General features: G+C 69.1%; 12 protein-coding genes. 6 read left to right on the top strand and 6 right to left on the bottom strand.

Annotated features, from left to right (window positions below):
• The first annotated feature begins 2 nt into the window (after positions 1-2).
• Complete coding sequence (locus JMT67_RS10865) at positions 3-416, top strand: helix-turn-helix domain-containing protein (protein ID WP_007390016.1); 414 nt, start codon at positions 3-5, stop codon at positions 414-416.
• A 6-nt stretch (positions 417-422) separates the two neighbouring features.
• On the opposite strand, the gene greA is transcribed toward JMT67_RS10865, so the two are convergent.
• Complete coding sequence (gene greA, locus JMT67_RS10860) at positions 423-902, bottom strand: transcription elongation factor GreA (RefSeq protein WP_152949234.1); 480 nt, start codon at positions 900-902, stop codon at positions 423-425.
• A 63-nt stretch (positions 903-965) separates the two neighbouring features.
• On the opposite strand from greA, the gene JMT67_RS10855 reads away from it, so the two are divergent.
• Positions 966-2,192, top strand: a complete 1,227-nt coding sequence (locus tag JMT67_RS10855) for a TIGR03862 family flavoprotein (RefSeq protein WP_201463464.1) — start codon at positions 966-968, stop codon at positions 2,190-2,192.
• Between the two features lie 14 nt (positions 2,193-2,206).
• Here the strand turns inward: JMT67_RS10855 and JMT67_RS10850 are convergent, their stop codons facing one another.
• Complete coding sequence (locus tag JMT67_RS10850; RefSeq protein ID WP_201463463.1) at positions 2,207-4,579, bottom strand: sensor histidine kinase; 2,373 nt, start codon at positions 4,577-4,579, stop codon at positions 2,207-2,209.
• Positions 4,580-4,707: 128 nt separating this feature from the next.
• Here JMT67_RS10850 and JMT67_RS10845 point away from each other — a divergent pair, with 128 nt between their 5' ends.
• Entirely contained in the window at positions 4,708-5,118 is a 411-nt protein-coding gene (locus tag JMT67_RS10845) for a metallopeptidase family protein (RefSeq protein WP_152949231.1), read from the top strand.
• A 4-nt stretch (positions 5,119-5,122) separates the two neighbouring features.
• Here JMT67_RS10845 and JMT67_RS10840 read toward each other — a convergent pair whose 3' ends face one another.
• Positions 5,123-5,818 (bottom strand): MarC family protein, encoded by a 696-nt coding sequence (locus tag JMT67_RS10840; RefSeq protein ID WP_054766783.1) that lies wholly within the window; start codon positions 5,816-5,818, stop codon positions 5,123-5,125.
• An 88-nt stretch (positions 5,819-5,906) separates the two neighbouring features.
• Here JMT67_RS10840 and pyrF point away from each other — a divergent pair, with 88 nt between their 5' ends.
• Positions 5,907-6,638 (top strand): orotidine-5'-phosphate decarboxylase, encoded by a 732-nt coding sequence (gene pyrF, locus JMT67_RS10835; RefSeq protein ID WP_201463462.1) that lies wholly within the window; start codon positions 5,907-5,909, stop codon positions 6,636-6,638.
• On the opposite strand, the gene JMT67_RS10830 is transcribed toward pyrF, so the two are convergent.
• A complete protein-coding gene (locus JMT67_RS10830) occupies positions 6,639-7,466 on the bottom strand; it encodes a hypothetical protein (protein ID WP_201463461.1) in 828 nt (275 codons plus the stop codon).
• 60 nt (positions 7,467-7,526) lie between these two features.
• Positions 7,527-7,784: a DUF1674 domain-containing protein gene (locus JMT67_RS10825; RefSeq protein ID WP_224761134.1), complete on the bottom strand. Its 258-nt coding sequence runs from the start codon at positions 7,782-7,784 to the stop codon at positions 7,527-7,529.
• A gap of 93 nt (positions 7,785-7,877) precedes the next feature.
• Here JMT67_RS10825 and htpX point away from each other — a divergent pair, with 93 nt between their 5' ends.
• Both htpX and JMT67_RS10815 read left to right on the top strand, forming a co-directional pair.
• On the top strand, positions 7,878-8,876 hold the full coding sequence (gene htpX / locus JMT67_RS10820; RefSeq protein ID WP_201463459.1) for a zinc metalloprotease HtpX: 999 nt from the start codon (positions 7,878-7,880) through the stop codon (positions 8,874-8,876).
• A gap of 79 nt (positions 8,877-8,955) precedes the next feature.
• A complete protein-coding gene (locus JMT67_RS10815; RefSeq protein WP_201463458.1) occupies positions 8,956-10,560 on the top strand; it encodes a M20/M25/M40 family metallo-hydrolase in 1,605 nt (534 codons plus the stop codon).
• A 166-nt stretch (positions 10,561-10,726) separates the two neighbouring features.
• Here JMT67_RS10815 and JMT67_RS10810 read toward each other — a convergent pair whose 3' ends face one another.
• Complete coding sequence (locus JMT67_RS10810) at positions 10,727-11,902, bottom strand: acetyl-CoA C-acetyltransferase (RefSeq protein ID WP_201463457.1); 1,176 nt, start codon at positions 11,900-11,902, stop codon at positions 10,727-10,729.
• Between the last annotated feature and the right edge of the window lie 92 nt (positions 11,903-11,994).

Below are 11,994 nucleotides of genomic sequence, written 5' to 3'. Positions count from 1 at the left end.
GGATGGCGCGCGAAAAACTCGAGGAGCCCCATCCCGTCGATATCCACGTCGGCCGCCGCGTTCAGGAGAAGCGTCTGGGCCTGGGTTTGACCCAAAGCGCCCTGGCGCGCGCCTTGGGCGTCAGTTTCCAGCAGGTTCAGAAGTACGAGAAGGGCACGAACCGCGTCTCGGCCTCGAAACTGTTCGAAATGGCCGACTTCATGAAGGTGGAGATTCCCTACTTCTTTTCGGGCTTTCGCGTGGCCCAGGCCGGCGTGGGCGAGGAGGAGGCGCCCGCCTTCGACCACGAGCCCCGGATGACCAAACACAGTGTCGAAATCGCCCGTCTGGCGCCGCATCTGCCCCTGCGAAATCAGAAGCTGATCCTGGACATGATCCGCGAGATGCTGGGAGACGCCGCCGAAAAGCCGAGCTGAAGGCGGTCAGCCGACGGCCGTGATCTCCACCGTCCGGCCCGCCACCACCACCTCGTCGCCGATGCGCCGGCCCAGAACGGCGCGGGCCAGCGGCGACACATGGCTGACCGAACCCTTCGCGGGATCGGCCTCGTCCTCGCCGACGATGCGCCAGGTCTGGGATCGCCCGTCGTCGCGCTCGATGCAGACCGAACCGCCGAAACGAACGCGCCCGTCGGTCTCGCCCGGCTCCACCAGCTGGGCCGACGCCCTGCGGGCCGACCAGTAGCGCAGATCGCGGGTGGCGCGGGCCATGGCGGTCCGATCGCTTTCGATCGACCCCTTGATCTGGGCTGCGGCGTAGGCGGCGCGCGCGGAGGCCAGTTCGGCCTCGATTTGGGCCAGGCCTTCGGCCGTGACCAGATTGGGGTGGGGCGAGATCGGCCGGTCCGCCAGGTCGGCGGCGGTGGCTTCCAGATCTTCTTCTCGGGTGAAGGCGACGCTCATCGGCCGAACATAACCATCCCGTCCCCTATAGCCAGCGTCGCGGCGAGCGGGCAAAGCGGGGCGATGACCCAATCCGACCGTCAAGCCGAGCCCGCGATCCATGTGGTCGGCGCCGGACCGGCCGGCCTGACGGCCGCCGAACGCCTGGCCCAGGCGGGATTGAAGGTGGTGGTGCATGAACAGAGGCCGTCTCCGGCGCGAAAACTGCTGATGGCGGGGCGCGGCGGTCTGAACCTGACCCATTCGGAGCCGATGGAGCGTTTTCTGGGCCGGTACGGCCCGGCGGCTGAAACAGCGAGGGCCTGGATCGCCGACTTCGGGCCGGATGATCTGATCGCCTGGGTCGAGGGCCTGGGCCAGCCGACCTTCGTCGGCTCCAGCGGGCGCGTCTTCCCGCGCGCCATGAAGGCCTCGCCCCTGCTCCGCGCCTGGCTGGCGCGTCTGGAAGGGCTGGGCGTCGAAATCCGCACCCGGTCGCGCTGGATCGGCTGGTCGGGGGCGGATCTAGTGTTCGAAACGCCTGACGGCGAGCGGCGAGAGCGGCCTGACGCCGTCGTCCTGGCCCTGGGCGGCGCCAGCTGGCCGCGCCTGGGGTCGGACGGCGACTGGAAGCCTTGGCTGGAGGCCGAGGGTGTGACCGTCGCCCCCTTCCGCCCCGCCAATGTCGGCTTTGACGTGGATTGGTCCGTCGCCTTTCGCGCGCGGTTCGCCGGGCGGCCCCTGAAGCCTGTCTCGGTCCGCCTGAAGGATCGGACGGTCCCGGGCGAGGTCATGCTCACGCGCTATGGACTGGAAGGCGGGGCGATCTACGCCCTGTCCGCGGCCCTGCGTGAGGCGATCGAGGCCGACGGTCAGGTCGACATCCACCTTGATCTGAAGCCCGGCCTGACGGTCGAACAGCTGACGGAGCGTCTGGCGCGGCCCCGGTTCAAGGCCAGTCTGGCCACCCACCTGCGTAAGACGGTGAAACTGGACCCATCGGCCGTCGCCCTCCTGCGCGAGACCGGTTCCCTGCCGGCCGATCCGCTCAGCCTGGCCCAGCGCATCAAGGCCGCGCCCGTTCGGTTGACAGGGTTCCAAGGGCTGGACCGGGCCATCTCCACGGCGGGCGGGGTGGCGCTGGAGGTGGTGGACGCCCGCTCGATGTTGATCGCCAGGCCGGGCGTCTTCGTCGCGGGCGAGATGCTGGACTGGGAGGCGCCGACCGGCGGCTATCTGCTTCAGGCCAGTTTCGCCTCAGGCGTCGCGGCGGCGCGCGGCCTGCTCGACTGGTTGGGGTCGAAGGGCTGAGAGACGGCTCCGGCTCAGCCGGCCGCCTCGGCGGCTTGGGGCTGATCCAGCTGCAGTTCGGGCGGGGCGGCGGTGGTGGCCGCGCCATAGGGCAGATGCAGGATGAAGGCGGCGCCCTTTCCGGGTTCGCTTTCCACCTCGGCCCAGCCGCCGTGCAGTTCGACCAGGGCCTTGACCAGGGCCAGGCCGACGCCCGGTCCGCCCCGCTCGCGCCGGACGAAGCGATCGAACACATGGGCTTGCAAATGATAGGGGATGCCGCGCCCCGTATCGGAGACGGTCAGCCGTACCTCCGACGCGCCGGCCTCGGCCGTCAGGGTGACGGCCCCGCCTTCGGAAACGGCGCGGGCGGCGTTTTCCAGCAGATGATCCAGGGCCTGGCCGATCCGGTGCTCGTCGGCCCGAATGGGGCTGAGATCGGCGGCGCAGGCGACGGTCAGGACGGCGCCGCGCCCCTCGACCTTGGGCCGGACCTTTTCGGCCGCCTCGTTCAGCAGGTCGCAGACCCGGACGTCGCCCAGCGACAGCTCCATCTCGCCGGCGTCGATCTGGGCCATGTCCAGAACGTCGTCGATCGAGCGGGCCAGCTGGACGGCGGCGACGCGGATGGCGCCCGCATGCTGGCGGCTGCGCTCGGGCAGATCGCCCATCGTCTCCAGCAGTTCGGAATAGCCGACGATCGTCGTCAAAGGCGTGCGGAGTTCATAGGAGACATTGCCCACGAACTCGCGCTTCAAGGCCTGGCTTTCCTCCAAGGCCTGTTCGCGCTGAACCAGGGCCTGTTCCAGGCCCCGACGGGCCGTGACGTCGGAAAAGGCGACCAGGGTGGCGCCGTCCGGCAGGGGGCGGGTCTGCCAGGCGGCGATGCGGCCGTCGATCGTGCGTCCCTCGCCCGAGATGGCGATGCGGCTTTCGGGGTCCGGATCGGCGACCCGGGCCTTCAGTCCCAGCCACAGGGCCGGGTCCGGCAGGACGGCCTTGCACAGTTCGGCCAGGGCGTCGAAGTCGATCGAGGCGGCGATCCGATCGCTGGGCAGGCGCCAGAAGGTCTCGAAGGCTTCATTGTGCAGCCGCAGCCGCCCGTCCGAGCCGAAGACGGCGACGGCGTCGTTCAGCTTGTCGAGCGTCGCCCTTTGCACCTGGATCTGGGCGTTGAACCGGCTGCGCAGATTCAGTTCGTCGGTGATGTCCGAGAAGATCAGCAATATGCCGCCCAGCGGATGGGGCTGGCGCACGACCCGGAGCGTCCGCCCGTCGGGCAGGGACCAGCTGTCGTCCGGCGCGGCCTGGGACGCGCCGTAGAATTCCAGTTCGCGGGCCTTCCATCCGGCGTAGTCCACCACCTCCGGCAGGCGGCGGCGCTGGCGCAGCCGGTCCAGCAGCTCGGCATGGGTCGGCCGTTCGTCCAGCCAGGCCGGGTCCAGATCGAACAGGGTCTGGAAGGCGGTGTTGTGAAAGGCCAACCGCTTGGAGGGTCCGAAGATGGCGACCGCGTCGGCGAGGTGGTTCAGCGTCTCGTCGTGGGCGTCGACATGGCGACGCAGGGTGTCGCGGGTCTCTTCGGCTTCCGTCACCTCGATGGCGAAGGCGGTCACGGCGCCGCCCGCCGCCGGTTCGGCGATGATCCGCCAGGCCCGGCGATGACCGCCGCCGGTCGTCCAGCGGAACCCTTCCTGACGCAGCCCCAGCCGGCCCGCCTCGGCGATCAGGGCGTCGGCCCCGCGGTCGAACGACAGGCCCTTGTCCAGCGCCTCATCCACCGTCTGGGCGCCGATCTCGCTCAACCAGGCGCGGTTGGCCCAGGCCAGTCGTCCGGCGCCGTCCACGATCCAGGTCGGAATCGGCGAGGCGTCGCCCAGCAGAGACAGGCCGCTCTCGGTCGCATCGGCTCCGGTCAGGACCACGCGCGACGCCGGCGATAGGCGCAGCCAGGCCACCCCGCCGGCGACCCGGCCTTCGACGCGCCAAGGCTCGACGTCGCCGAGATCGATCAAGCTCTCGAACGCCTTTCCGGCCTCGACCAGGGCGTCGATCGAAACCGCATGGCTCAACCTCAGCCGCGTCAGTATGGCCTCGCCCGCCTCGCCTTGATCCATGCCCGACCCCGCGGCGGCGTCCGAGGCGGTCAGTCGGGCGATCAGTTCGGCGGGGCCGATGGGCGCGCCGCTCGCCTCGCCTTCGGCCGTCAAGGCCAGGCTCACGTCGTCGAAGGCGCGCAACATGCTGTCGTGGCGGCTTAGATCGGCCTGGGCGGCGTCACGGTCCCGCTCGGCGGCGGCGACGGCGGCGCTCAGACGCGCGCGCAGCCGCAAGGCCCAGGCGCTGACGCCCAAGGCCAGTCCGGCTGCGCCTGCAGTGGCGACATAGGCGATGTCGGCCTCGGCCATTCTTGTCCTTGAGTCCCGCGCCCTGATTCGCCTTTACCATACCTCAATGCAGCACGAAAAAGTCAGACTCTCCGATCGCGTCATCGCGCCCCGTTGCGCGCCCCGCCGACCGCGGCGATAGCGGACGGATGACAGAGCCCGCTCCCGACCTTTTCGCCCCCTCCCTGGACGATTTCGCGCGTCTGGCCCGTCAGGCCTTCGACGCCCTGCCGGCCGAGTTCAGGGCGGCGGCGGGGGAGGTGGTGTTCCGCATCGACGACTTCGCCGACGAACAGACCCTGGCCGAGATGGAGATCGAAGACCCCTTCGAACTGACCGGCCTCTACTACGGGGTGGACATCGGGCGGCGCGACAGCCTGGGGCCGGCGCCCGAGCCCTCGCGGATCTTCCTGTATCGCCGCCCCATACTGGACGAATGGTGCGAGCGCGGCGACGTGGGCCTGGCCGAGCTGATCGCCCATGTCCTGATCCACGAGATCGGCCACCATTTCGGCCTGTCCGACGACGACATCCACGCCATCGAGGACGCCGCCGACTGAAGCTTCAGGAGGCGGCGGGATAGGGGGTGGTCACGGCGCCGGAGATCATGCCGGGGATGGCTTCGCCCAGGCCCAGCAGGATGAACTGGATGGCCAGGGCGCACAGGATCAGGCCCAGCACCTTGACGATGATGGCCATGCCGACCTCGCCCAGCACCCGGCTCAGATAGCCGGTGAGGGCGAAACAGATGCAGGAGACGACGCAGGCGGCGGCGATGGCGACGACCGAGCCCGCCATGCCGGCGTAACCCAGTTGAGCGGCCTCGCCCGCATTGATGATCACGGCCGAGATGGCGCCCGGACCGATCATCAGCGGGATGGCGAAGGGCACGACCAGACGCTGGAACCGCCGGCGGGCGTAGCCGCGCACATCCTTGCTGTCGCTCAAGGCGTCCTTGTCGGCGAACATCGCCAGGAAGTCCCCGCGCGCCATGTCCAGCCCCAGGAACAGCAGCAAAATGCCCCCGGCGATGCGGAAGGCCGCCAGGGAAATGCCGAAGAACTGCAGCAGGCCCAAGCCCGTGAACAGGAAGAAGCTGAGGAACAGCATGGCGAACAGGCAGATCAGGGCCGAGACCGAGATCCGCTGACGCAGGGTGGCCCCGGCGGTGGCGGCGGCGAAGATCGGCAGATTGCCGATCGGGTCCAACAGGGCGAACAGGGTCACGAACAGGTTGACACCCAGATCGACCGCGTTCATCGCCTCGCCTCGCTCTTGAAATTCAACACGCCGGCCGCGCCGACGCACCTTCAGCGTCCCGGCATAGCCGCTCAGCGCGAGTCCGTCGATGACCCAGGTCCAAACCGTCGCCCCCAATCGCGGTCCCGACGAACGGATCATCTGCGCCCTGGACGTGCCGACGGTCGCAGAGGCCGCCGCCCTGGTCGGGCGGGTTCAGGATGCGGCGGGCTTCTACAAGATCGGGCTGCAGCTGTTCGCCGTCGGCGGCATGGAGCTGGCGCGCGACCTGAAGGCCGAGGGCCGCAAGGTGTTTCTGGACTGGAAGCTGCACGACATCGGCGCGACGGTCGAAAAGGCGGCGGCCAATCTGGCGGCCTCGGGTTGCGACCTCCTGACCGTCCACGCCCGGCCCCAGGTCATGGCGGCGGCGGCGCGGGGCGTGGCCGGATCAGGGCTCAAGGTTTTGGGCGTGACCGTTCTGACCAGCCTGACGGCCGAGGATCTGGCGGCGGACGACCACAGTCTGTCGCCGGCCGAACTGGTGGAGCTGCGTGTGCGGCAGGCGCTCGAGGCGGGGATCGACGGGGTGGTCTCCAGCCCGCAGGAGGCGGCCCGGGTGCGCGAGGTCGCACAGGCCGCCGGCCGGCCCGACTTTCTGATCGTGACGCCCGGCGTGCGGCCTGCGGGGTCGGCCCTGGACGATCAAGCCCGCGCCGCCACGCCCGAGGCTGCGCTTCAGGCCGGCGCCACCCATCTGGTGATCGGCCGGCCGATCACGGCGGCGGCCGACCCCCGCGCCGCCGCCCTGGCCGTCGCCGAAAGCATCGCCCTGATCTGATCAGCCGCGCTCGCCCGGTTCCTGGGCGTAATACTGGCGGGGCGGGGCTTGCGGCGGAACATTGCCGGGCGGCGGCAGGTCGCCGTAATAGTCCGTCGGCGGCGGCGGCGGCGGCGGCGGCAGGGGTTCAGGCTCCCTGTAGATCGGCGGGTGTTCGACATAGGGCGTCGGCGCCGGAACGGACCCTTCCTCCCTATAATAGCCGCCCGCCTCATAGGCCCGCTCTTCATAGGCGCGCTCTTCGTAGACGTGCGCCTCATAGGCGTCTCGGCGGCTCAGGTCGCGCCGATCCTCGTAGCGCATCTCGCGGTGGTGACCGGGATACGGCGGGCGGCAGCCGCAGTCGATCGGCGGCTGAGGCCGATAGGGGCGCCAGCCGATATAGTCGCGACCGAAGCCATAGACCGGATAGCCGACAGGGGCGCTGACGGGCGCAGGCCCCACGAAGACCACCGCCGGGGCGGACGCATAGCTCCCGCCGACGGCGCCGCCCTCGGCATAGCCGCCGCCGACATAGACAACCCCGCCCCCGCCTCCGCCGTGACGGCTGAAGCTGGACGACTGGGAATAGGCGCGGGCGTTGATCGCCGAATAGGCCGAAGCTCCGGCGTAGGCCGAGGCGTTGGCCCCCGCATTCGCATTCACGTTCACATTGACGTTGCTGTTGTGGCCGCCGCCGTAATGACCGCCGCCGGGGTGTCCGCCCTGATGCCCGCCGCCGCAGCCTCCACAGCCGCCGCCGTGAGCGCCTGAAGGACCGCCCGCCAGAGCGGGTGCGGCGGAAAGCAGGAGGACCGCAGACGCGGCGGCGATGATGGGCTGTGTCATTGCGGGACAGACTCCTTGACTTGAGTCTTGTCTCGGCAATTGTCGCGCCGTCGGCGCCCGTCAGAAATCGACGGCCAGACCCTTTTTCTCCCAATCGCCGTAGCGGGTCGGTTCAGGCCCCGTCGGACCGCCGTATTCGGTTGCGGCCGCCGCGCCCTCCTCGGCCATGCGGCGTTCGGCCGCCTCCAGCAGGGCGCGGCGGGCGACCGTGCTCAGCGGTCTTTCGGGCGTGGCGTGGGGGACGTCCTGGTTGAAGGCGGGGGTTTCCCCATCCTCCGCCGCAGCTTCGGCCGGATCGGGGGTGGGATGTTCGGTCACAGGTCGGCTCCCTTGAGGACGGCGGCTCATGGCCTCAAATAGTCGATCAAAGCCGCGACGCCACAAAAAGCCGCCGACGGTCCCGGAACGACGATGAACCATCTGAAGACCTTCATTCTTCTGGCCGCCCTCACCGCCCTTTTCGCGGGGCTCGGCTATCTGATCGGCGGCGCGACCGGCATGGCGATCGCCCTGGTCTTCGCCGGCGGCATGAATCTGTTCAGCTATTGGAACGCCGACAAGATCGTCATGAAGATGTACCGGGCCCAGCCGGTCGATGAGCAGCATCCCAATGCGGTGGTCCGCAACTATGTCGCCGACGTGCGCCAGATGGCGCGCGACGCCGGCCTGCCCCAGCCCCAGGTCGCGATCATCCCCAGCGACCAGCCCAACGCCTTCGCCACCGGCCGGAACCCTGAACGCGCCGCCGTCTGCGCCACCACCGGTCTTCTGGACATGCTGACCCGCGACGAGGTGCGCGGCGTGATGGCGCACGAGCTGGCCCATGTGAAGAACCGCGACACCCTGATCATGACGGTGACGGCCACCATCGCCGGGGCCATCGCCGCCCTGGCCAATTTCGCCCTGTTCTTCCAGGGCGGCGACGACCGCGAGCGCCAGGAAAGCGGTTCGGGCGGCCTTATCGGAACCCTGGCCCTGATGATCCTGGCGCCCATGGCCGCCGGCCTGGTGCAGATGGCGATCTCGCGCAGCCGCGAATATGAGGCCGATCGCGTCGGGGCGGAGATCGCCAATGACCCTCACGCCCTGGCCTCCGCCCTGCAGAAGATCGAGGCCTACGCCAAGCGGATCCACAATCCGACGGCCGAGCGCAATCCCGCCTCCGGACAGCTGTTCATCATCAACCCCCTGGCCGGGCGCGGGGCGGACAATCTGTTCTCGACCCACCCGGCGACCGGAAATCGCGTTCGGGCTCTGGTGGAACTGGGCGCGAAGATGGGGATGCGGCCGCGCCAGGCGGCGCCCGCGTCCGCCCCGGCGGTTCCGATCTCGGCGGTCCCCGCGACGCATCGGCGCCTGACGACAGGCGTGCCCGCCACGCCGGCCGAACCGCGCGGTCCCTGGGGTTGAGCGTCGCGCCGGGCCTTTTGGATTTGCACTTCAGTCGAGGATTCCGTCAGATAGCAAACTAAGCCAATCAGGGGGTCCTATGTCGCGTCTGCTCGCCTTCGTTTCCGCCGCCGCTCTTCTGGCCACGCCGGTCGCGGCCCAGTCCGTCAACCGGACCACCGTCAACGGCATCATCGACCAGGGGCTGAACCACAGCCAGGTGATGCAGACGGCCGCCTATTTGACGGATCGGATCGGCGGGCGAATGACCAATTCGCCGCAGATGCGCGAGGCGGAACGCTGGACCCAACAGCAGTTCCGCGACTGGGGCCTGTCGAACGTCCGGGCCGAAGGGTTCGAGTTCGGGCGGGGCTGGTCCATCGTCCGCTCCAGCGCCCGCATGACGGCGCCGCGACCGCTGGACCTGCGGGCCATTCCGGTGGCCTGGACCCCTTCGACCAACGGGGTGATCAGCGGCGGCGTCATCGTGGCGCCGATCTCCAAGGTCGAGGATTTCGACAAATGGCGGGGCAAGCTGTCGGGCAAGATCGTCATGCTGTCCCAGCCCGGCACGGGGTCCGAACCGACCGAGCCGGCCTTCAAACGCTGGACCAGCGCCGAGCTGGCCGAGCGCAACACCTATGTCCAACCCCAGTATTCGCCCGCTGCGATCGAGCGTCAGCTGAAGACGGCCGATTTCGCGGCGCGGCTCGACGCCTTCCTGGTCGAACAGGGCGCCCTGGCCTGGGTGAGGATTTCCCAGCGGGACGGCGGCCTGCTGCACGGCACGGGCTATACCTATCAGGTCGGCGCGACGCCCAAGCTGGCGGGCATGGAGCTGGCGGCTGAGGACTATCGTCGTCTGGCGCGGCTGGCCCTGACCGATACGCCGCCCACGCTGGAACTGATGAGCGAGGTCCAGTTCCATGACGAGGACGTCAACGCCTACAACATCCTGGCCGACATCCCCGGCAGCGGGGGAACCAGCGAATACGTCATGGCGGGCGCCCATCTGGACAGCTGGGTCGCTTCGGACGGAGCGGTGGACAACGCCGCCGGCAGCGCAGTGGTCATGGAGGCCGCACGCATCCTGAAGACCCTGAACGTGAGGCCCAAACGCACCATCCGTTTCGCCCTGTGGAGCGGCGAGGAACAGGGCATCCTGGGCTCTTTGGCCTATGTCGACAGGCATCTGGCCACTCGCGCGCCCTCGAACGATCCAGCGTTGGCGAACCTGCCGAACAACCGAACCTGGCGCAGCCGCTGGCCGATCCAGCCGCGCGAAGGCTATCGGGATCTGGTCGCCTATTTCAACCTGGACAACGGCTCGGGCAAGATCCGGGGCATCAACGCCGAGGGCAATGTGGCCGCAGTCCCGATCTTCCAGGAATGGCTTGCGCCCTTCGCCAGCATGGGGGCGACCACCGTGTCCCTGCGCCCTTCGGGCGGCACCGACCACGTCTATATGCAGACGGTCGGCGTGCCGGGGTATCAGTTCATTCAGGATCCGCTCGACTATTCCAGTCGCCTGCACCACACCAGTATCGACAGCTATGACCACCTGAAGCCGGAGGACATGCGTCAGGCGGCGATTATCCTGGCCAGCTTCCTGCTGAACGCGGCCAACCGCGACGAGCCCCTGCCGCGCATGCCCCTGCCGACCGAGCCGACGCCGACGGACCCGTACGAATATCCGGCGGACTGATAAGCGGATCCCCTCTCCCATTGGGAGAGGGCTTGAGCGCCCGAGAGCGTAGCGATCGGTCTCGCGCGAAAGGGAGAGGGTTGCGGCGGTGCGACTGTCCCACCGTCCGGCCCTCATCCGTCCGCTTCGCGGCCACCTTCTCCCAACGGGAGAAGGAAGTTTCAGGTCACGCCCGCTCCACGCACATCGCCACGCCCATTCCCCCGCCGATGCACAGGGTGGCGAGGCCCTTCTTCGCGCCGGACCGCTTCATCTCGAACAGAAGCGTGGTCAGGATGCGGGCGCCCGAGGCGCCGATGGGATGGCCGATGGCGATGGCGCCGCCGTTGACGTTGACCTTGGCCGGGTCGAGGCCCAGCTCCTTGACCACGCACAGGCTCTGGGCGGCGAAGGCCTCGTTGGATTCGATCAGGTCCAAATCCGCGACCGTCCAACCCGCCTTTTCCAGCGCCTTCTTCGAGGCGGGGATCGGCCCCGTGCCCATGATCGACGGGTCGACCCCGGCGGTGGCGGAGGCGGCGATGCGGGCCAGGGGCTCAAGCCCGCGCGCCTTCGCCTCTTCGGCGCTCATCAGCACCAGGGCGGCGGCGCCGTCGTTCAGGCCTGAGGCGTGGGCGGCGGTGACGCTGCCGTCCTTGGCGAAGGCGGGCCGCAGCTTCTGCATCAGCTCCAGGGTGGCGCCTTGGCGGATGTATTCGTCCTGGTCCACGACCACGTCGCCCTTCTTGCCGGGGATGACGACCGGGGTGATCTCCTCCGCGAACCTGCCGGCCTTCTGCGCCGCCTCGGCCTTGTGCTGGCTGGCCAGGGCGAACTCGTCCTGGGCCTCGCGGGTGATGCCCCATTTGTCGGCGATGTTCTCGGCGGTCTGGCCCATGTGATAGCCGTTGAAGGCGTCCCACAGCCCGTCCTTGATCATGGTGTCGATCAGGGCGACGTCGCCCATCTTGTGGCCCGTGCGCAGCTGCTGGGCGTGGGGCGCCTGGCTCATGCTCTCCTGTCCGCCGGCGACCACGATCCCGGCGTCGCCCAGGGCGATCTGCTGGGCGGCGACGGCGACGGCCCGCAGGCCGGAACCGCAGATCTGGTTCAGGCTCCATGCCGGGGCGGACTGGCGCACGCCGGCGCCGACCGCCGCCTGACGCGCCGGGCCCTGGCCGGCCGCAGCCTGAAGCACATGGCCCAGGATCACCTCGTCCACCTCATCACCCGCGACCCCGGCCCGCTCCAGCGCCGCCTTGATGGCGATCTCGCCCAGCTTGGAGGCGGGCAAGGACGACAGGGCGCCGAGGAACGACCCGACGGGGGTGCGGGCGGCGGAGACGATGACGACCTCGGTCATGGGATTTCACTCTCTGCGGAATTATCGAGTGGCTCTTTTGCCGCATATGGGCGGCTTCGTCACCTGTCGGAGGAAACACCGCCTCGGATTCA

It is taken from the genome of Brevundimonas aurantiaca, assembly GCF_904830995.1.
GTDB classification, from domain to species: domain Bacteria; phylum Pseudomonadota; class Alphaproteobacteria; order Caulobacterales; family Caulobacteraceae; genus Brevundimonas; species Brevundimonas aurantiaca.
Note: the sequence above shows the minus strand (reverse complement) of the source record. Positions and strands in the feature narration are given on the sequence as shown.

Excerpts from the sequence above, each read along its gene's own strand:
- JMT67_RS10865 (WP_007390016.1), top strand. The coding sequence starts at position 3 with ATGGCGCGCGAAAAACTCGAGGAGCCCCATCCCGTCGATATCCACGTC.
- greA (WP_152949234.1), bottom strand. The coding sequence starts at position 902 with ATGAGCGTCGCCTTCACCCGAGAAGAAGATCTGGAAGCCACCGCCGCC.
- JMT67_RS10855 (WP_201463464.1), top strand. The coding sequence starts at position 966 with ATGACCCAATCCGACCGTCAAGCCGAGCCCGCGATCCATGTGGTCGGC.
- JMT67_RS10850 (WP_201463463.1), bottom strand. The coding sequence starts at position 4,579 with ATGGCCGAGGCCGACATCGCCTATGTCGCCACTGCAGGCGCAGCCGGA.
- JMT67_RS10845 (WP_152949231.1), top strand. The coding sequence starts at position 4,708 with ATGACAGAGCCCGCTCCCGACCTTTTCGCCCCCTCCCTGGACGATTTC.
- JMT67_RS10840 (WP_054766783.1), bottom strand. The coding sequence starts at position 5,818 with ATGAACGCGGTCGATCTGGGTGTCAACCTGTTCGTGACCCTGTTCGCC.
- pyrF (WP_201463462.1), top strand. The coding sequence starts at position 5,907 with ATGACCCAGGTCCAAACCGTCGCCCCCAATCGCGGTCCCGACGAACGG.
- JMT67_RS10830 (WP_201463461.1), bottom strand. The coding sequence starts at position 7,466 with ATGACACAGCCCATCATCGCCGCCGCGTCTGCGGTCCTCCTGCTTTCC.
- htpX (WP_201463459.1), top strand. The coding sequence starts at position 7,878 with ATGAACCATCTGAAGACCTTCATTCTTCTGGCCGCCCTCACCGCCCTT.
- JMT67_RS10815 (WP_201463458.1), top strand. The coding sequence starts at position 8,956 with ATGTCGCGTCTGCTCGCCTTCGTTTCCGCCGCCGCTCTTCTGGCCACG.
- JMT67_RS10810 (WP_201463457.1), bottom strand. The coding sequence starts at position 11,902 with ATGACCGAGGTCGTCATCGTCTCCGCCGCCCGCACCCCCGTCGGGTCG.